The 18,520-nt window shown below is 64.3% G+C and carries 19 protein-coding genes; 6 read left to right on the top strand and 13 right to left on the bottom strand.

Annotation, left to right across the window (positions count from 1 at the left end):
• Positions 1 to 39: 39 nt before the first annotated feature.
• The 6 genes from DK842_RS19110 to DK842_RS19085 form a co-directional block, all read right to left on the bottom strand.
• Entirely contained in the window at positions 40 to 621 is a 582-nt protein-coding gene (locus DK842_RS19110; RefSeq protein WP_114062880.1) for a uracil-DNA glycosylase family protein, read from the bottom strand.
• Positions 618 to 1,565, bottom strand: coding sequence for a 3-deoxy-7-phosphoheptulonate synthase (locus DK842_RS19105; protein WP_114062879.1), 948 nt, complete (start codon positions 1,563 to 1,565; stop codon positions 618 to 620). The genes DK842_RS19110 and DK842_RS19105 overlap by 4 nt, the downstream gene beginning before the upstream one ends.
• A gap of 12 nt (positions 1,566 to 1,577) precedes the next feature.
• Positions 1,578 to 2,159: a hypothetical protein gene (locus DK842_RS19100; protein WP_198414579.1), complete on the bottom strand. Its 582-nt coding sequence runs from the start codon at positions 2,157 to 2,159 to the stop codon at positions 1,578 to 1,580.
• Positions 2,160 to 2,165: 6 nt separating this feature from the next.
• Positions 2,166 to 2,747 carry an LOG family protein gene (locus DK842_RS19095; RefSeq protein WP_114062878.1) on the bottom strand — a complete coding sequence of 194 codons (582 nt, stop codon included), beginning with the start codon at positions 2,745 to 2,747 and terminating at the stop codon, positions 2,166 to 2,168.
• 68 nt (positions 2,748 to 2,815) lie between these two features.
• Positions 2,816 to 3,889 (bottom strand): prephenate dehydratase, encoded by a 1,074-nt coding sequence (gene pheA, locus DK842_RS19090; RefSeq protein WP_114062877.1) that lies wholly within the window; start codon positions 3,887 to 3,889, stop codon positions 2,816 to 2,818.
• A 123-nt stretch (positions 3,890 to 4,012) separates the two neighbouring features.
• Entirely contained in the window at positions 4,013 to 4,816 is an 804-nt protein-coding gene (locus DK842_RS19085) for an alpha/beta fold hydrolase (RefSeq protein WP_114062876.1), read from the bottom strand.
• 218 nt (positions 4,817 to 5,034) lie between these two features.
• Between DK842_RS19085 and DK842_RS19080 the strand changes: the two genes are divergently transcribed.
• Complete coding sequence (locus DK842_RS19080; protein ID WP_114062875.1) at positions 5,035 to 6,825, top strand: protein-disulfide reductase DsbD; 1,791 nt, start codon at positions 5,035 to 5,037, stop codon at positions 6,823 to 6,825.
• A gap of 64 nt (positions 6,826 to 6,889) precedes the next feature.
• Positions 6,890 to 7,981 (top strand): AI-2E family transporter, encoded by a 1,092-nt coding sequence (locus DK842_RS19075; protein WP_114062874.1) that lies wholly within the window; start codon positions 6,890 to 6,892, stop codon positions 7,979 to 7,981.
• Positions 7,982 to 8,042: 61 nt separating this feature from the next.
• Here DK842_RS19075 and DK842_RS19070 read toward each other — a convergent pair whose 3' ends face one another.
• The 7 genes from DK842_RS19070 to DK842_RS19040 form a co-directional block, all read right to left on the bottom strand.
• Entirely contained in the window at positions 8,043 to 8,384 is a 342-nt protein-coding gene (locus DK842_RS19070) for a hypothetical protein (RefSeq protein ID WP_145964090.1), read from the bottom strand.
• Positions 8,385 to 8,467: 83 nt separating this feature from the next.
• Positions 8,468 to 8,806: a 2Fe-2S iron-sulfur cluster-binding protein gene (locus DK842_RS19065; protein WP_114062872.1), complete on the bottom strand. Its 339-nt coding sequence runs from the start codon at positions 8,804 to 8,806 to the stop codon at positions 8,468 to 8,470.
• Positions 8,803 to 9,978 carry a molybdopterin molybdotransferase MoeA gene (locus DK842_RS19060; RefSeq protein WP_114062871.1) on the bottom strand — a complete coding sequence of 392 codons (1,176 nt, stop codon included), beginning with the start codon at positions 9,976 to 9,978 and terminating at the stop codon, positions 8,803 to 8,805. Before DK842_RS19060 ends, DK842_RS19065 begins: the two co-directional genes overlap by 4 nt.
• A 126-nt stretch (positions 9,979 to 10,104) precedes the next feature.
• The gene (locus DK842_RS19055; RefSeq protein ID WP_114062870.1) at positions 10,105 to 11,070 is read right to left on the bottom strand and encodes an ABC transporter permease; all 966 of its coding nucleotides are present in this window, start codon (positions 11,068 to 11,070) and stop codon (positions 10,105 to 10,107) included.
• Position 11,071: 1 nt separating this feature from the next.
• On the bottom strand, positions 11,072 to 12,163 hold the full coding sequence (locus DK842_RS19050; RefSeq protein WP_168194926.1) for an ABC transporter permease: 1,092 nt from the start codon (positions 12,161 to 12,163) through the stop codon (positions 11,072 to 11,074).
• Complete coding sequence (locus DK842_RS19045) at positions 12,160 to 13,689, bottom strand: ABC transporter ATP-binding protein (RefSeq protein ID WP_114062869.1); 1,530 nt, start codon at positions 13,687 to 13,689, stop codon at positions 12,160 to 12,162. The genes DK842_RS19050 and DK842_RS19045 overlap by 4 nt, the downstream gene beginning before the upstream one ends.
• 111 nt (positions 13,690 to 13,800) lie before the next feature.
• Entirely contained in the window at positions 13,801 to 14,805 is a 1,005-nt protein-coding gene (locus DK842_RS19040; protein ID WP_168191720.1) for a BMP family lipoprotein, read from the bottom strand.
• 466 nt (positions 14,806 to 15,271) lie between these two features.
• Between DK842_RS19040 and DK842_RS19035 the strand changes: the two genes are divergently transcribed.
• From DK842_RS19035 to DK842_RS19020, 4 genes are all read left to right on the top strand, one after another.
• A complete protein-coding gene (locus DK842_RS19035; RefSeq protein ID WP_114062868.1) occupies positions 15,272 to 16,021 on the top strand; it encodes a tRNA pseudouridine(65) synthase TruC in 750 nt (249 codons plus the stop codon).
• Positions 16,022 to 16,033: 12 nt separating this feature from the next.
• Complete coding sequence (locus DK842_RS19030) at positions 16,034 to 16,882, top strand: 23S rRNA (adenine(2030)-N(6))-methyltransferase RlmJ (protein WP_114062867.1); 849 nt, start codon at positions 16,034 to 16,036, stop codon at positions 16,880 to 16,882.
• Positions 16,883 to 17,196: 314 nt separating this feature from the next.
• Positions 17,197 to 17,886, top strand: a complete 690-nt coding sequence (locus DK842_RS19025) for a nitroreductase family protein (RefSeq protein ID WP_114062866.1) — start codon at positions 17,197 to 17,199, stop codon at positions 17,884 to 17,886.
• A 55-nt stretch (positions 17,887 to 17,941) separates the two neighbouring features.
• The gene (locus tag DK842_RS19020) at positions 17,942 to 18,496 is read left to right on the top strand and encodes a thymidine kinase (protein ID WP_114063813.1); all 555 of its coding nucleotides are present in this window, start codon (positions 17,942 to 17,944) and stop codon (positions 18,494 to 18,496) included.
• The last annotated feature ends 24 nt before the right edge of the window (positions 18,497 to 18,520 follow it).

Raw genomic sequence — 18,520 nt, 5'->3', positions numbered from 1 at the left:
TTTAGAGTTTTTGCTCATTCACAAGCAAACCTCTATCGCTTACTTCGCCAATGCTCCTGCCACACGCTTTTTCAATTCAGGCAGCAATTCCGCTGCGAACCACGGATTCCGCGCCAGCCACATCTGGTTTCTGGGGCTGGGGTGCGGCAAGGGCATCGCCATCGGCAAGTACTCCCTCCACGCCGCCACCGTTTCAGTCAAGGTCCGCTTTCGCTCCGGCAGATGGTACGCCTGGGCGTAGCCGCCCACCGCCAGCACCAACTTCACATTTTCCAGCAACGACAATAAGCGCGGATGCCACAAGCGGCTGCATTCCGGCCTGGGCGGCAAGTCGCCGTTTGCTCCCGTGCCCGGGTAGCAAAAACCCATGGGCACAATGGCGAAATTGCCCGCATCGTAAAAGCTCGACGCGTCCACGCCCAGCCATTCCCGCAGCCTTTTGCCGCTAGCGTCGTCCCAGGGCACGCCGCTTTCATGCACCTTCCGCCCTGGAGCCTGGCCTGCGATCAGGATTCGCGAACCGGCCGACGCGCGGATCACCGGCCTGGGGCCTCGCGGCAAATACGCCTCGCACTCGCGGCACGATGCAATATCCCGCAGCAGCCCAGGCAGTATCGTCATCCCACCGTTCCGGACAGAACCCCGCGCCAACTGGCTGCTTCCGCTTTCGCCCAGCCCAGGCAATCCAGCATCAGGCCGCAGGCGCCCGCCATCAACGCCGCCCTTGCCAGCATCAGCGCAGCAGTCGCCCCTACCGCCTGCTGCGGCGCGACGATAACCGGCAAGTAGGTGCGGCGGCGCAAAGCCGCCAACTCGCCCACATCCAGCCCGGCTGCGTCGTCATGTCTGCCGCACTCACACAGCACGATTTGATGATTGCCGCCCAGCGCCACGTGCTCGGCCGCCGCCAGCCACTCATCCAACGTCAGGCGATTGTCGCGCTGCAAGATGACGGCTTTGTTGACGCGGCCCACTTCGCGCAGCAATTCCGCATTGGATAGCGCTTGCGGAGGCAACAGCAAGGCCTCGGTTTGAGCCTCGAGATGCGCGTCTAGCAGCCGGACATCCCGCAGTTCGGCGACGACGCCCAGCCCTACCTCTGCGGCGATTTCCTGCAAGCGCTCCAGTTCCGCCACGCCAAGCGCCCGGTAATGGTATGGGCTGGCATGGCCGCGCCCCCCGCCGGCGTACAGCAGGCCGCCCCCCGCGGCGCGCACAGCCTGCGCCGCGACGCGCAGGGCGTTCTCGCTCCAATCCTGCGCGCAGCCGCCCAGCCATGCGACGCCGCTGGCGCCGAATACCGTCCGCCCGATCCTCACCGGCGCGTCGACAGGCTGCGTCTCGCGCGAGACGATGCGAAAATCGCCGACCACGCGCAGCGCGCGCTCCACGCCATTCATCGCTTCGAAAACGCCAGCTTCCAGCCCGCGCTCCTCGCCGACCGCGCCGATCACCGTGCGCTCCATGCCGCGCGACACGTGGGCCTCCAGCCCGCCATCCTCAATGCGCGCGATCACGGCCTTGATTTCCGTTTCGTCCGCGCGCGCGCTCATGACGACGATCATTCCTTCTCCTCCTTAGTGTTCATTTCGTCCGGATACGCTCCGCCAGCGGCTGGCCAGCCGGCGGGCCAGTCGCCGGAACGGCGACGGTTTGGCAAGCAGCCTGCGCGCCCTCAGCTTCGCCAATCTCGCCCACCGCCAGGGCAGGGAGCTGCGCAGCCGGTCGAACACCCAGATTCGCAGCCTGGCGAAGCGCTGATGCCAGCGCGCGAACCACGGCACCGACATCAGCGCCGGCCTAGTGAGAGCGAATAGCCACGCGACCAGCGCCGTACCGCCCAGCTTGGCCGCCAGTATCACTCCCAATCCGAGCACGGCATGTCCCTGCTCAATCAAGAACAGCGCGGCCAGCTTGACCGGCAACAAGCCTAATGCCGGCGCCAGAAATAGCGCCAGCGCGGCCTTGGGCGGCCGTCCCGCCACCCAGCGCTCCAGCGCGGCGAAGGGGGCCCAACGGCCCAGCCTGGCCAGGGCAGCCGCCAGTTCGTCCCAGGCGTACTCTTCGAACAGAATGACGGCGGCCAGCAGCAGCGCCAGAGGCCAGCTGGCCGCCCGGCGCAGCCTCTGCCATGCGGACAGCTTGGCGTTGCGCGCCATAGCGGCTTAGGTCCGCGCCAGATCCAGCCACTTGGCCACATGGCGAGGCTGGTACTGCGCCATCCACTCAAGCAGGCTCGGCAAGTCTTGTTCGATGCGGAACAAATCCATATTGCCTTGCGGCACGAAGCCCTCCCCCACGGCATGCTCCACCAGCGCGCGCAGCGGTTGGTAAAACCCGCCGGCATCCAGCACGCCCACGGGCTTGTTGTGCACCGACAGCTGCGCCCAGGTCAGAATCTCGAATAGTTCGTCGAAAGTGCCGAAGCCGCCCGGCAGCGCGATGAAGCCGTCGGACAGCTGCGCCATCATGGCCTTGCGCTGATGCATGGTTTCCGTGACGTGCAGTTCAGTCAGCCCCAGGTGGGCCACTTCCTTGGCCTTCAGGAACTCGGGAATCACGCCTATCACCTTGCCGCCGGCCTGCAAGGCCGCGTCGGCTGCCACGCCCATCAGCCCCACCTTGCCGGCGCCGTATACCAGGGTAATGCCGCGCTCGGCCAACTCTCGGCCAAACGCGCGCGCAGCCTCTTCGTATTCGGGCTTGCTGCCCTTGTTGGAACCACAGAACAGGCAAATCGATTTCATTTTCTATTTCCGTTTCTCGCAAAAAAACAAGGGCCGGAATCATCCGGCCCCGGCTCATTTCCCGTCGCTCACAATACAGCCATCGGATAGGAGCCCAGCACCTTGACGAAGGAGGTGCGCTCGCCCAGTCCGGCCAGCGCCCTCTGCACATTGTCGTCCAGCCGGTGTCCTTCCAGGTCGATGAAGAACACATAGTCCCACAGCCCGGCGCGGGAAGGACGCGACTCGAACTTGCTCATCGACACGCCGTTGGCCGCGACAGGCTCCAGCAATTGATGGACCGCGCCGGGACGATTGGGCGCCGACACTACGATGGAGGTCTTGTCCTGGCCGCTGGCGCCGACATCCTGCAGGCCCAGCACCAGGAAGCGCGTGGTGTTGTTGGGTTCGTCTTCCACGTTTTCCGCCAGCTTCATCAATGCATAGCGCTCGGCGGCGGCCTGCCCGGCGATCGCGGCGGCGGTTTCATCCTCTGCCGCCAGGCGCGCGGCCTCGGCGTTGCTGGCCACCGACACGCGCTCCACGTCGGCCGGCAGGTTCTTGTTCAGCCATTCATGGCACTGGGCCAGCGCCTGGGCGTGGGCGTACACCCGGCGTATGCCGTCCATGCCTTCCGTCTTGCGCAGCAGATGGTGATGGATGCGCAGCACCACTTCGCCGCAGATTTTCAGCGGGGAGCTCACCATCAGATCCAGCGTGCGCCCCACCGCGCCCTCGGTGGAATTCTCCACCGGCGCGACCACGTAATCCAGCGAGCGCGACTCCACCAGCCGGAACGCCTCGTCAATCGAGCTACAGGCCACGGTGCGGGCGGCATGGCCGAAATGCTTGACCGTAGCCAGTTGGCTGAACGTGCCCTCCGGTCCCAGATAAGCGATGGACAGCGGCTTTTCCAGCGCCAGGCATTCCGACATCACTTCGCGGAACAGCCGCGCCACGGACTCGCTGGGCAGCGGACCGGGGTTCAGATCCTTCAGGCGGCGCAGCACCTGGGCTTCGCGCTCCGGGCGATAGATCACCCCGCCGCCCTTGATCTCTCCGATCTCGCGGGCGTGGCTGGCGCGCTGGTTCAACAGCTTGAGGACTTCGACGTCGATGGCGTCGATGGCGTTGCGGTGTTGCTTGAGACGTTCTTCAGACACTGGTTTCAGGCTCTCTCGATGACAAATTGGCTGTGGGATCGATGCCCTTAGTTTCCGCGAGATGGCCGTCCCCCGCAAGCGCTGTGCTACTCATCCGAATCAATTGTTGAGCCTTGCAGATGGTCAACGCCAACCGCCGCGTTCCAGCTGCTCCAGCAATTGCTCGATGCGCGCCGCCGTCTCCAGCGGCTTCTCCAGCGGAAACAGATGGCTGCCGGGCTGCTTGTCCACCATCACGGAAAAATGCTTGCGCATGAAGCGCAGGTCGCGGTCGCTCAGCACATCGGAGCCGGAGCCCGCCAGCAAGGCCGCCGGCACGTTCAACCGCCCGCGGTGGCGGGGAAAGTCGTGCGGCAGGGTCGCGTAGATGTCGTGCTCCACCTGCGGGCGGAACTTCAGCCTGCGGCCGCCGCTGCCGTCGTCTTGCGTGCCGTGCATCGCGTAGTCGGCCAGGCAGTCCGGATCGAAGCGCGCGAATTTGGGCTTGCGGGCAAAATAATCATGCGCCATCTCCACCGACGCCCAATTGTCCCGCCGCTGCAGCGTATTGCCGCCAGGGGTGACTCTTTGGATGAAGCCGAAGCGCTTGGCCAGCCAAATCCCCAGCGAGCGGGAAGGCCCCATCAGCGGCGAATCCAGGATGATGATGGCGCGAAACAGATCGGGGCGCTTCAACGCCGCGTAGAACATCAGAAAGCCGCCCAGCGAATGCCCTACGCCGACCACCGGCCCGGCGTAGCGCGCTTCGATGAAGCGGATGCTCTCGTCCACCAGGTGAGGCCAGCAGTCGGTGATCGGAAAACCCGGGTCATGGCCTATCGTGTCCAGATAGCCCACGTCGCGGCGCTCGGCCAGCTTGTCCAGCATCTTGCGGTACACCGATGCCGGGAAACTGTTGGCATGGGCGAAATGTATGGCTTCTCGCATAGCTCCTCTTGATAACCTCGTTCTTATTTTTCATAAGCCGCCCGCTGCCTGCGCGCGGCTCGTCCGGCTATACTAGCCGCTGCCGGATTCCACGCAACAGATGGGCGTTTGCCGGCTCGCTCGATTTGATGCATATTGCATCACGCGTCATAAAAACGGAACCGCAAACCATTTACATCGTCACATCTCCATCGCCAACCGCAAAGAAGAGTCTGCACGTGCAAGCATACCCCCACTCCCTTTATCGATCAGCCTGTCTCTGGCTGGCGGCCGTGATCGCCTGCCTGGGATTCGCGCTGCCCGCCCACGCGGTGAATCAGGAAGACTTGCTCCCGCCGGAGCAGGCCTTCGCCGCCCAGGTCAGCCGCAGCGGCGATCAACTGCAACTGACGCTGGAAGTCGCCCCGGGCTACTACCTGTACCGCGACCGCATCAGCATCAGCACCACTCCCGCCGATCTGGCCGGCAAGCCGGCCATGCCCGCGGCCCAGGAAAAAAACGACCCCTACTTCGGCAAGCAGCAGATTTACCACGGCAAACAGCTGATCACCATCCCGCTGGCCGCCGGCGCGCCAGCTGATTTCCAATTGAACGTCAAGCTGCAAGGCTGCGCCGAGGCTGGCGTCTGCTACCCGCCCTACACCCACAAGCTGAAAGTGGGCGAGGCCGGCGGCGCGGGCAACAAGCTCAGCGCCTGGACGGGAGGCGACTCGCCGGGAAAAGCGTCGGCCGGTAACAGCGAGTTGGCCGCCAGGGGTTGGCTGGCCACACTGGGCACCTTCTTGCTGGCGGGGCTGGGCATGGCGTTCACCGCCTGCATGTACCCGCTGCTGCCCATCGTTTCATCGCTGATTGCCGGCCAAGGCGCAACCCTCAGCCGTGGCCGCGGCTTTTTGCTGTCCTTGATCTACGTGCAAGGCTTGGCGCTGACTTACACTGCGGTAGGCGTGGTGGCCGGCCTCACCGGCTCGCTGCTGACCGTATGGCTGCAGCAGCCCGCGGTGGTGCTGACCGCCAGCGCGCTGATGGTGGTGTTCGCGCTGTCGATGTTCGACCTGTTCACCATCCAGTTGCCCAACAGCCTGCAATCCCGGCTGGCCGACACCTCCAACCGCCTGTCCGGCGGCAAAGCCGTTACCGTGTTCCTGATGGGCGCGCTGTCGGCTTTGATCATCGGCCCTTGCGTGGCGCCGCCGCTGGCCTTGGCGCTGGGCTACATCGGCAGCACCGGCGACGCGCTCCTGGGCGGCGCGGCGCTGTACGCGATGGCCATGGGCCTGGGCTTGCCGCTGATCGCCATCGGGACCTTCGGCGGCCAAGTGCTGCCGCGCGCCGGCAACTGGATGAAGGCGGTGAAGTCGGCGTTCGGCGTCGTCATGCTGGGCCTGGCCATCTGGCTGGCCTCGCCATTCCTGCCTGGCGCGCTGGTCATGTTGCTGTGGGCGGCGCTTCTGATCGGCGCGGCGGTGTTCCTGGGCGCGTTCGACAGCCTGCAAAGCGGCAGCAAGGCCAGCGCGCGGCTGGGCAAAGCGCTGGGGCTGCTGCTGTTCCTGCTGGGCGGCGCGCAGCTGGTCGGCCTCTTGTCCGGCGCCGACAATCCTCGCTACCCCTTGAAGCTGATCGCAGCCAGCAGCGCCGAGGGCGCGGCGCAACCGCATTTCCAGCCCATCGCCTCCGGCGCCGAGCTCGACGCCAAGCTTGCCGAGGCCAAGGCGGCCGGCAAGCCGTTGCTTCTGGACTTCTACGCCGACTGGTGCGTGGCTTGCAAGGAAATGGAGGCCGATGTTTTCCCGCAACAGCAAGTCGCCGCCGACATGGGACGCTTCATGCTGCTGCGCGCCGACGTCACCGCCAACAATGCAGAACACCAGGCGCTGCTCAAGCGTTTCGGACTATTCGGCCCGCCGGGCATCATTCTGTTCGACAGCCAGTCCAGAGAGGCCAATCGCGTGGTGGGCTACATGCCCGCCGACGCATTTGCCCGCGAACTGGCGAAGGTGGCAAACTAGCGCCGTATCCGGCCGGCGCTTGCCGCGCCGGCCGCCGTTCCGCCCACCTTCAACGGAAGCATCCATGCCCGTCGTCAACGGATTTCCCAATCTCAGCATTCTCAGCGTCTTCCGCGTCGCCATTCTGGCGCTGCTGGTGGTCTCCTGCCTGAAAGTGCTGCAACCCTTCCTCGGCGCGCTGACCTGGGCCGCCATCATCGCCATCTCGGCGTGGCCGTTGTACGGGCGGCTGCGCGAGCGGCTGCGCGGACGCCACAAGCTGGCGGCCCTGCTCATCGTGCTGGCACTGGGCGCCGCGCTGGCCATTCCCATCGGACTGATGGCGCTGACCCTGGCCGACACCTTGCCGCACCTGAACAGCCTGGGGCATGATCTCGCCGGCCTGAGCCTGCCTAGCGCGCCAGCCTGGTTGGCCAATCTGCCGCTGGTCGGCGACAGCCTGCAAAAACTGTGGCAAAGCACCCAGGCGGATCTGCCCGGTCTCTTCGAGAAAATCCGTCCGGCGGTGAACCAGACAGCGCTGTGGCTGCTGTCCGGCGGCGCCAATCTGAGCATCAGCCTGCTGGAGATCGTGCTCGCCATCGTGGTGGCCGGCTTGCTGCTGATCAATGGCGACAAGCTATGGGACCTGGTGGAGCGCATCGTGGTCAAACTGGGCGGCGAGACCGCGGGCGAGTTGCCGGAGGTGATCGCCCGCACCATACGCAGCGTCACCACCGGCGTGGTCGGCACCGCGCTGGCGCAGACCATTCTGTGCGTGATCGGCTTGTTGATCGCCGGCGTGCCCGGCGCGCTGGTGCTGGGCTTTTTGTGCTTCATCGTCGCGGTGGCGCAGATGCCGACGCTGGTAGTCTGGCTGCCGGCCGCAGGCTGGGTGTTCTATACCGGCCACACCGGGCTGGGCGTGTTCCTGCTGGTCTGGGGCTTCCTGCTGATCAACACCATAGACAACATCCTGAAGCCGCTATTGATCAGCCAGGGCGCTCAAATGCCCTTGTCAGTGATCTTTCTCGGCGTGATCGGCGGCTTGATCGCCTGGGGCGTGATCGGCCTGTTCATCGGGCCCACGCTGCTTGCTGTCAGCCTGACCATGCTCCGCCACTGGCTGCAGCGCGAAGACAATGAAGAATTGGCTTGCGAGGGCGAGCAAAACTGAGCCCCGACGGGAACGACAAGGGGGCGCTCGTCTTGCACCCCTTGTCGTCGACCTCCCTGCCCTATGGGCAGGGCGTGGTAGCCGGCGGCAGCTTGGATTCGGCGTTGGCGCGGATTTTCTGGTTCTGTTGCGTCTCGTTGCCGTAGTTGCCGCTGCAGGCCAACTCCCCGCGCACCTCCCGCTTGCCAGCCTCTTTGCCGTCGCACATTTCCTTGAAAGTCCAGCGCACTTTCGCCTGATTGCCCAATGCCGCCGCGCAGTTGTGGCAATACTGGATCTGCTTCACCGTGCCCCCGCTCAGGCATACGTAATCAGTTTGCGGCCCCAGCGTCCACTTCGCCGCCGACGCAGAACCGCAGGACAGGGCAAGCGCCGCTCCACAACAGATCAACAATCTCTTCATGATGCCGCTCCATGGGTTGCAGGAAACAGCTTCATGCTAGCCCTCCCTATCCGCCACATGCCCCATCCTTTTCGCCAGTTCGGCTAAAAAGCGGGACACAGCACGCGCCAATCCACGCCGTCCTCCACCGCCAGATGACAAGCCAGCCGCCAAGGCTCGGATTCGTGCCACTCCGGCCGGGCGGCCAGCTCGGCGCTGATCGCCCCCGCGCGCAGCAAGACATTGCGCTCCTTGCCGCCCAGCCGCTGCGGCGAAGCCATGCCGGCGATCCTGACCTTGCAGGTGCCGCAAGTGCCCTGGCCGCAGCGCCAATGCAGCGGCACGTCGGCAAGGCGGGCGATATCCAATAAATTATCTCCCGCCATGGCTTCCGATTCGCTCAGCAAGGTTCCGTCCTCGCTGACGAAACGTATCCGGCTCACGTCAGCTCCAGGTAAGCCAGTTCGTCGCCCGGCGCCACCAGCTGCCCCGGTTGCAGCCAGACCAGGCCATCCGCCCAGGCGCAGGACATCAGCACGCCGGAGCCCTGCTGTGGATACAGCTGCAACTCCCCGCCGACTTTGCGCACCCGCAGAAACTCGCTGCGGCGCATGTCCGGCTTGTCCCAGGCGAAGGCCGCCGGCAGCCGCTGCGCCTCCGGCGGCGGCACCTCCAGGCCCATGCGTTTCAACAGGAAGGGCTTGATCAGCGTCTGCAGCGTCACGTAGCCGGACACCGGGTTGCCCGGCAAGCCGATGAAATCGGCCTCGCCCAGTTTGCCGTAGGCCAGCGGCTTGCCCGGCTTGATCGCCACTTTCCACAGCGTCAGCTCGCCCTCGGCTTCCACCGCGGCCTTGACGTGGTCCTCCTCGCCGACCGACACGCCGCCGCAGGTGATCACCACGTCGGCCACCGCCGCCGCGTCGCGCAGCAACTGCCGGGTAGGCGCCAGCGCGTCGCCGACATGGCCCAGATCCACCACTTCGCAGCCCAATTGCTGCAAGGCCAGCAGCAGCCAATAGCGGTTGGAGTTGTAGATCTGCCCCTCGCCCAGCGGCAGGCCCGGCTCCACCAGCTCGTCGCCGGTGAAGAAGGCCGCCACCCGCAGCTTGGGCAGCACAGGCAGCCTGGCCAGGCCGATCGACGCGGCCAGGCCCAGGTCGGCGGCGGTCAAGACTTTTCCCGCCTCCAGGATGCATTGTCCCTTGGCGATGTCTTCTCCGCGGCGGCGGATATTCTGACCGACTCTCGGCGGCGCGCTGAACGCCACGCGGCCTTCGCCATCCACTTCCGCCTGCTCCTGCATGATCACCGCGTCCGCTCCCGGCGGAATCGGCGCCCCGGTGAAAATGCGCGCCGCGGTGCCCGCCTCTAACGGCGTCGGCACGCTGCCGGCAGGCACGCGCTGCGACACCGCCATCGCCGGTGCCAGATCGGCGCAGCGCAGCGCGTAGCCGTCCATGGCGCTGTTGTCGTGCGGCGGCACGTCCACGCCGGCGACCACCGGCGCGGCCAGCACGCGGCCCAGCGCTTGCATCAGCGGCAGTTCTTGATGGGTGTTCAGCGGCTTGGCGCGCTCCAGCAGCCAGTCCCGCGCCTGTTGATAGCTCAGCATGCGATTTCAGTCCTGTTTTGCGATGGGCCGAACCCATCCGTCACAAGCCCCCATCATAGCACGCGCGCCCATGCAAAAAGCCCGCCGGCGTTGAGCGGGCGGGCTTGGCATGAAACGGAAAGCGTATCAGCGCGACTTGACGAAAGGCACGCCGATCGCCTTCGGCGCCAGGGCGCGGCCGACGAAGCCGGCCAGCAGCAGCACGGTCAGCACATAGGGGATGACCGCGATCGCCTGCGACGGGATCTGGCCCACCACAGGCAAGGCCACGCCTTCCAGGCGGATCTGGATCGCGTCGGCGAAGGCGAACAGCAGGCAGCCGATCACCGCCGGCACCGGACGCCATTTGCCGAAAATCAGCGCGGCCAGCGCCAGGAAACCCTTGCCCGCGGTCATTTCCTTGATGAAGCTGCCGGTCTGGTAGACGGACAGATAGGTGCCGGCCATGCCGCAGAGCATGCCGCCCCAGAACAGCGCCGTGTAGCGCACGCGGGCCACGGAGATGCCGGCGGTGTCGGCCGCGTGCGGGTTCTCGCCCACCGCGCGCAGGCGCAGGCCGAAACGCGTCCGGTACAACACCCAGGCCACCAGCGGAATCACGATGAAGGCCGTGATGTAGACCAGAATGCTGTGGCCGGAAATCAGCTTGCTGTACACCAGGCCGACTACCGGCACGTCGCGCAACGCATCGGCGAACGGCAGCGCGATCTCGTGGAAGCGGCCCTCGTCCGGCAGTTGCGGCGTGTTGCCGCCCTGCTGGAACCATGCCAGCGCCAGCACCGGCGTGATGCCGGAGGCGATGGTGTTGATCGCCATGCCGGAAATCAGCTGGTTGCCGTTGTAAGTCACGGAGACGAAGGCGTGCACCATGGCCAGCGACACCGCGGCCATCATGCCGGCCAACAGGCCGATCCATGGATTGTGGGTGACATAGGCGGCGGCGGCGGAGGCGAAGGCCGCCGCCAGCATCTTGCCTTCCAGGCTGATGTCCACCACGCCGGAGCGCTCGGAGAACATGCCGGCCAGCGCGGCCAGCACCAGCGGCGTGGCCACGCGCACGGTGGAATCGAGGAGGCTGAAAAACATTTCCATATTACTTGTCCTTGCGCTTGAACAGGCCGGCGATGAACGGCTCGAACAGGTTTTCCAGCGCGCCGCAGAACAGGATGATCAGGCCCTGGATGAACAGGATCATCTCGCGGGTGATCATCGGCTTTTCGAACGACAGGTCAGAGCCGCCCTGAGTCAGCGCGCCGAACAGCAGCGCGGACAGGACGATGCCCACCGGGTGGTTGCGGCCCATCAGCGCCACGGCGATGCCGACGAAGCCGACGCCGTTGGTGAACAGCACGTTCATGCGGTGCGAGGAGCCCAACAGGTCGTTGACCGAGGCCAGCCCCGCCAGCGCGCCGGACACGCACATGGCGACGATGATCACGCGGCTGACGCTCATGCCTGCATAGCCGGCGGCGTGTTCGTTGGTGCCGACAGTGCGCAGCGTGAAGCCCCAGCGGCTGTGCCAGACGATCAGGTAGAACAGGCCTGCGGCCAGCAGCGCGAACACGAAGGACAGGTTCAGCGGCGAACTGGGCAGCGAAGTGAATACCTCGTGGACTTGCGGAATCCAGCCGTTTTCGGCGAACAGGCGGGTGGTCGGGTTCTGCGAGCCGGCTTCGATCAGTTGGTGGCTGATCAGGTACAACATCAACGAGTAGGCGATGAAGTTGAACATGATCGTGGTCACCACGATATGGCTGCCGCGCTTGGCCTGCAGATAGGCCGGGATGTAAGCCCAGGCCGCGCCGAAGCCCATCGCCGCCAGCATGGCCAACGGAATCAGCACATAGGGCGGCAGGGTGTGGTCGAAGCCCAGCATCACCAGCGTGACGCCCAGGCCGGCCAGATAGGCCTGGCCTTCGCCGCCGATGTTGAACAGCCCGGCATGGAAGGCGGTGGCCACCGCCAGGCCGGCGAAGATGTAGCTGGTGGTGTAGAACAGCGTGTAGCCTATGCCCTCGCCGTAGCCGAAGGCGCCGCTGATCAGCAGCTTAAGGCACTCCCATGGGTCCTCGCCTATCATCCAGGTGACCAGGCCGGTCACCAGAAGCGCGGCCAGCAGATTCAGCGCCGGCAGGATGGTCAGCTGCGCCCAGCGCGGCAGCGTGGATGGTTGTCCGAATTTCAATGCTTGTGCCCCCCCATGAGCAAGCCGAGGGAAATGGTGTCGGCGTTCTTCGCCGCCACTTCGCCGGTGATCTGGCCGCCGGCCATCACCAGGATGCGGTCCGCCAGCGCCAGAATTTCCTCAAGTTCCACCGAGACCAGCAAGATGGCCCTGCCTTCGTCCCGCAGCTCGATCAGCCGCTTGTGGATGAATTCGATCGCGCCGATGTCGACGCCGCGCGTCGGCTGGCCGATCAACAGCAGGTCCGGATTGGCATGGATTTCGCGCGCCAACACCACTTTCTGCTGGTTGCCGCCGGACAAGAGGCCCACCCGCAGCAACGGGTTGCCCGGGCGGATGTCGAACTGGGCGATGAAGTCGCGGGTACGCTCCACCAGCTTCTTGCGGGAGTACAGCGGACCGCGGCTCAGCGACTTGTCGTCGTGGTAGCCGAGGATGGCGTTCTCGAAGGTGGAGAACGCCTTGACCAGGCCCTCGCGCGAACGGTCTTCCGGGATATGGCCGATGCCGCGCTGGCGATAAACGGCGGCGCGCGGCTTGGCCCGGCATTTCAGCTTGAGCAGGTCCTCGCCCTTGTAGACGACGGCGCCGGCGCTCGGATCGCGCATGCCGGCCAGCACTTCCAGCAATTCGGATTGGCCGTTGCCGGACACGCCAGCGATGCCGACGATCTCCCCAGCCTTGACCTGGAGGTTCAAGTTGTCCAGCAGCTTGACCTGGCGCTCGTCGATCAGGGTCAGGCCCTTGACGTCCAGCACGGCGGCGCCGGCCTGGCACTCGGCCTTGTCCACCTTCAACGACACTTTGCGGCCCACCATCAGGTCAGCCAGCTTTTCCTTGTCCACGTCGCAAGTGCGCACGTTGTCCACCACGGTGCCGGCGCGCATCACGCTGACGTTGTCGGTGATATCCATCACCTCGCGCAGTTTGTGGGTGATCAGAATCACTGTCTTGCCCTGCGCCTTCAGCGAACGCAGGATGTGGAACAGGTGGTCGGCCTCTTGCGGGGTCAGCACCGCGGTGGGTTCGTCCAGGATCAGCACGTCGGCGCCGCGATACAGCGCCTTCAGGATTTCCACCCGCTGCTGCAAGCCTACGCCCAGGTCGCCGACCCGCGCGTCCGGGTCCACTTCCAGCGAGTAGTTCTTGTTCAGTTCCTTCAAATGCTCGCGGGCCTGGTCCATGCCGCCCTTGAGCAGCCGACCGCCTTCGGCGCCCAGCACGATGTTTTCCAGCACAGTGAAGGTTTCCACCAGCATGAAGTGCTGGTGGACCATGCCGATTCCCAGTCGGATGGCTTCCTGGCTGTTGCGGATGCGGACATCCTCGCCGTTCACGCGGATGGTGCCGCTGTCGGCCTGGTAATAGCCGTACAGAATGCTCATCAGCGTGGACTTGCCGGCGCCGTTCTCGCCGATGATGCCGTGGATGCTTCCCTTCGGCACGCTCATCGTCACGTCGCGGTTGGCCTTGACGGCGCCAAAGCTCTTATTGATGCCTGTCAGTTCAATGGCAAACTCGGTCATGCTTGATATGTTCCCGATTCTTCGATTCTTGCTTCCCCGCCGGCATGAACAAACAGCCGCGATGATGAATCACCGCGGCTGTCGTCCCCTTCGGGGAATTCACCGCCTGGCTTATTGCGCCGGGCAGCTGTTGTTGGCGCGATAGTCGACCACCTTGATCTTGCCGCTGATGATCTCGGCCTTGGCTTCGTTGATCTTCTTCTCCATGTCAGGAGTGATCAGCGAACGGTTGTACTTGTCCAGCGCCCAATCCACAGCTTGTTCCTTCAGGCCCAGCACGCGCACGCCGGACTTCCAGGAGCCGTCCTTGGCGTCCTTGAAGGTGTTGTAGACGGCCACGTCCACTTTTTTAACCATGGAGGTCAGCACCGAACCCGGGAACAGGTGATTCTGGTTGCTGTCCACGCCGATGGAGAACTTGCCGGCGTTCTTGGCCGCTTGCAGCACGCCCAGGCCGGTGCCGCCGGCGGCGACGAAGATCACGTCCGCGCCGCGGTCGAACTGGCTCTTGGCCAGCTCGGTGCCGCGCGCCGGGTCATTGAAGGCCTGCGGGGTGGTGCCGGTCATGTTCTGCAGCACGGCCACGTTCTTGTTGGCGTGCTTGGCGCCCTGGGCGTAGCCGCAGCCGAAGGCGCGGATCATCGGGATGTCCATGCCGCCGATATAACCCACCTTGCCGGTCTTGGATTTCAGCGCGGCGGCCATGCCCACCAGGAAGGAGCCCTCCTGTTCCTTGAACACGATGCTCTGCACGTTCGGGCCCTTGGCCACGGCGTCGATCAGCGTGAACTTGACCTTCGGATATTCCTTGGCCACGGTTTCCACGGCCTGGGAGAAGTTGAAGCCGACGGCGACCACGATGTCGGTATCGCGGCTGGCCATCTTGCGCAGCAGCTGTTCTTTCTGCGCGTCGGAAGAAATCTGGCCTTCGCGGTAGTTGAGCTTGAAGTCTTTCTTGAAACGTTCGGCGCCGTTGTAGGCGGCTTCGCTGAAGCTCTTGTCGAACTTGCCGGCCGAGTCGTAGATCACGGCGGGAGTGAAGTCTTTGGCGCACGCGGCGGCGGACAGAACCGCTGCGGCGACAGCGAAGCTGATACGTTTCAGTTGGATGGTCATCTCTATAACTCTTGACTGTGAGTTGGTCTACGCGCCTTGGCCCCAGGCAGACGCGGCGAGTGCAACAGTGCTTGGACGTGAATGGAGGCAACCAAACTTGCAACCGGCATGTAACCGGAGAACTACAACCCTGGCTGTGGCAAAGCCGCCCGTGCCCCTCTTGCGCAATGCGCGAAAGCCGGCTACGGACACCACCATGTCGTTCTTCTGAGCGCGGCGAATTGTAATGAGCGTTCACGGGGCTGTAAACCATTTCTTCTCTACTTTGAAATACCGTGTCACAAACATTTCTTTACTTAAAAATATTGATTTGCCCGGAAGCCACGCCAGCGCTGGATTACGCATTCGACATCGCGCGCCCGCCATGACGATCTTCAATAGGATTGACCCAACACAAAACATAAAGGCTATATCCAAAGCAGCGTGCAAGCCCTACAATTCCGCCCTGCTCAAAACCTTTGTCTCCATGCTGCAAATACTGTATCGGGACGATCTGCTGATCGCCATCCACAAGCCGTCCAATCTGCTGGTGCACCGCACCGAGCTGGACCGCCACGAAACCCGCTTCGCCATCCAGATGCTGCGCGACCAGATCGGCCGACGGGTCTACCCTGTCCATCGGCTGGACAAAGGCACATCGGGCGCGCTGCTGTTCGCGCTGGAAAAGGATGTCGGCCGCGAATTGTCCTGGCAATTCGAGCGCCAGCAGGTGGAGAAGCGCTACCTGGCCGTCGTCCGCGGCCATGCCGACGACGCCGGGCATATCGACCACCCGCTCAGCCGCCGCCCGGACGACCTGGAATGGATAGGCGAGAAGGTGGAAACCGCGCCGCAACCGGCCGTCACCGATTACCGGACCCTGGCGCGCGTCGAGCTGCCCATCATGGTGGAACGATACCCCTCCAGCCGCTACAGCTTGCTGGAGCTCGCGCCGCTGACCGGCCGCCGCCACCAGTTGCGCCGCCACCTGAAGCACATCGCCCATCCCATCATTGGCGACTCCACCTACGGCAAAGGCCGCCATAACCGGATGTTCGCCGACGAGCTGGACTGCCGCCGCATGCTGCTGGCCTGCGTGGAAATGCGGCTGACCCACCCGGCCAACGGTGAGCCGCTGCGGCTTGCCTGCCCGCTGGAGCGGAACTTCACCGCGTTGCTGGCGCGCTTGGACTGGGCCGACGCCGCGCGCGCCGCCGGCATCGAATTAACCATCTGAAAGACAAGAACAATGCTCAGCTATCGCCACGCTTTCCACGCCGGCAACCACGCCGATGTGCTCAAGCATCTGATCGAGATCGAGCTGCTGAATTACCTGGGCCAGAAAGACAAGCCCTACTGGTATATCGACACTCACGCCGGCGCCGGCGCCTATTCGCTGACCGAAGGCTACGCCACCAAGAACGCCGAGTTTGAAACCGGCATCGCCCGCCTGTGGCAGCGCGACGATCTGCCCGAAGCCGTACGCAACTACGTGGACGTGGTCAAGCGCATGAACCCGGACGGCGAGCTGAAGTTCTACCCCGGTTCGCCGTGGTGCGCCGCCGACGTGATGCCGGAAAGCGACAAGCTGCGCCTGTTCGAATTGCATCCCAGCGACGCCCAGATCCTGCAGGAGAACTTTTCCGGCAGCGGCCGCCGGGTGCAGATCCAGCAGGCCAACGGCTTCGACGGCATCAAGGCCGTGCTGCCGCCGCCGCCGCGCCGCGCGCTGGTGCTGATTGATCCGCCTTACGAAGACAAGCGCGACTACCACAACGTGGTCACCGGCTTGAAAGAAGGCCTGAAACGCTTCGCCACCGGCGTTTACGCGGTGTGGTACCCCTGCCTGCAGCGCGCGGAAATGAAAGAGATGATTCCCGAGTTGAAGAAGCTGCCGGCCAAGAGCTGGCTGCGGGCGGAACTGCACGTGCAAGGCCCGTCGGCGGACGGTTTCGGCATGCACGGCAGCGGCATGTTCATCCTCAACGCGCCGTGGACCCTGCCGCAAACCCTGAACGAAACGCTGCCCTACCTGGTCCGGCATTTGGGCTTGGACGCCAAGGCCAGTTTCATTCTGGAAACCGGCGGCGATCTGTAAAGCTTTCCGCCGTGCCACGCCAAGCGCCCTCCCCGGGCGCTTTTTTTACGTTCATCGCCGGCGCATGCCTGCCTGCATCGCGCAACGCGCATAGCTCCATATAAAGTATCTTTATTTGAAATAAAACTACATGACGAACGACTTTTCAAATGCATAATGCCGATTGCATTTAACCGAAAGCCGATGCCATGCTATGCCGCGAAAGCGAGGAAATCACTCGTTCGCAGACCCGGCGGCGGCATGGGAAACCGCATAAGCTCTCAAGCCATCAGTCCGATGCCCCGACAACGCTACGCCCACCCAAAGGAGCCGTCATGAGCAGATTGCCGTTCAACCAGGGCCAGCCGGCCTTCGTCCCGCTCAGCACCTACCAACGCTATCCGGAAGCGGAAATGGTGGAACGCTCCCGAGCCTTCTACGCCGACATCCGCCGCCGCAGGACCGTGCGCGAATTCACCAGCCAGCCCGTTCCCCGCGAAGTGATAGAAAACGCGCTGCGCGCCGCCGGCACCGCGCCCTCCGGCGCCAACCACCAGCCCTGGCATTTCGCCGTCGTCAGCGACCCCGAGCTGAAACGGAAGATACGGCAAGGCGCGGAAGCCGAGGAGCGCGAATTCTATACACACCGCGCGCCGCAAGAGTGGAAGGACGCGCTGGCGCCGCTGGGCACCGATGCAGACAAGCCCTTCCTGGAAACCGCGCCGTATCTGATCGCCATCTTCGGCCAGAAAAAAACGGTGCTGGACGACGGCAGCGAGCTCAAGAACTACTATGTGCCCGAGTCGGTATCGATCGCCGCCGGTTTCCTGATCGCCGCGCTGCACCACGCCGGCCTCGCCACCCTCACCCACACGCCCAGCCCGATGAACTTCCTCAACCAGCTGCTGGCGCGCCCCGCCCACGAGAAACCCTATATCCTGCTAGTGGCCGGCTATCCGGCGAGCGATTGCATGGTGCCCAATATCGGCAAGAAACCGCTGGAGGAGATCGCCAGCTTCTACTGAGCCCGCCGGCCGTGGTATGCTGCGCGCCCCGGCAACGTCCTCCGCGCCCAGCACCATGGCCAAACTGTTTTTCCGATACGCCGCGATGAACAGCGGCAAGAGCACCCAGCTGCTGCAGATCGCCAACAACTACGAATCGATGGACAAGAAGGTGGCGTTGTACACCAGCGCCATCGACGACCGCTACGGCGTGGGCATGATCACCTCCCGCCTCAACATCCAGCGCGAATCCAACACCTTCGACGCCGGTTTCGATTTCCTGGCGCATGAGTACGGCGACACCGCCTGCGTCCTGATCGACGAAGCCCAGTTCATGACGCCGGAGCAGGCGCAGCAGCTGCACCGCCTCGCCCACTCCCGCAACATTCCGGTGATCTGCTTCGGCCTGCGCACCGACTTTCAGGGCCATCCCTTCCCTGGCTCGGCCTGGCTGCTGTCGCTGGCCGACGATGTGGAAGAAATCAAGACCATCTGCCTCTGCGGCCGCAAAGCGACGATGCATATCCGCATCGACGGCGCCGGCAAACGGGTGAAGGAAGGCCCGCAAGTGGAAATCGGCGGCGAGGCGCGTTACCGCGCCGTATGCGGCCGCTGTTTCCACCAAGACTGAGCCCCCGTCTCCTCGCCGGCCCTT

The organism is Chromobacterium phragmitis (genome assembly GCF_003325475.1).
In the GTDB taxonomy this organism is placed as follows: Bacteria; Pseudomonadota; Gammaproteobacteria; order Burkholderiales; family Chromobacteriaceae; genus Chromobacterium; species Chromobacterium phragmitis.
Note: the sequence above shows the minus strand (reverse complement) of the source record. Positions and strands in the feature narration are given on the sequence as shown.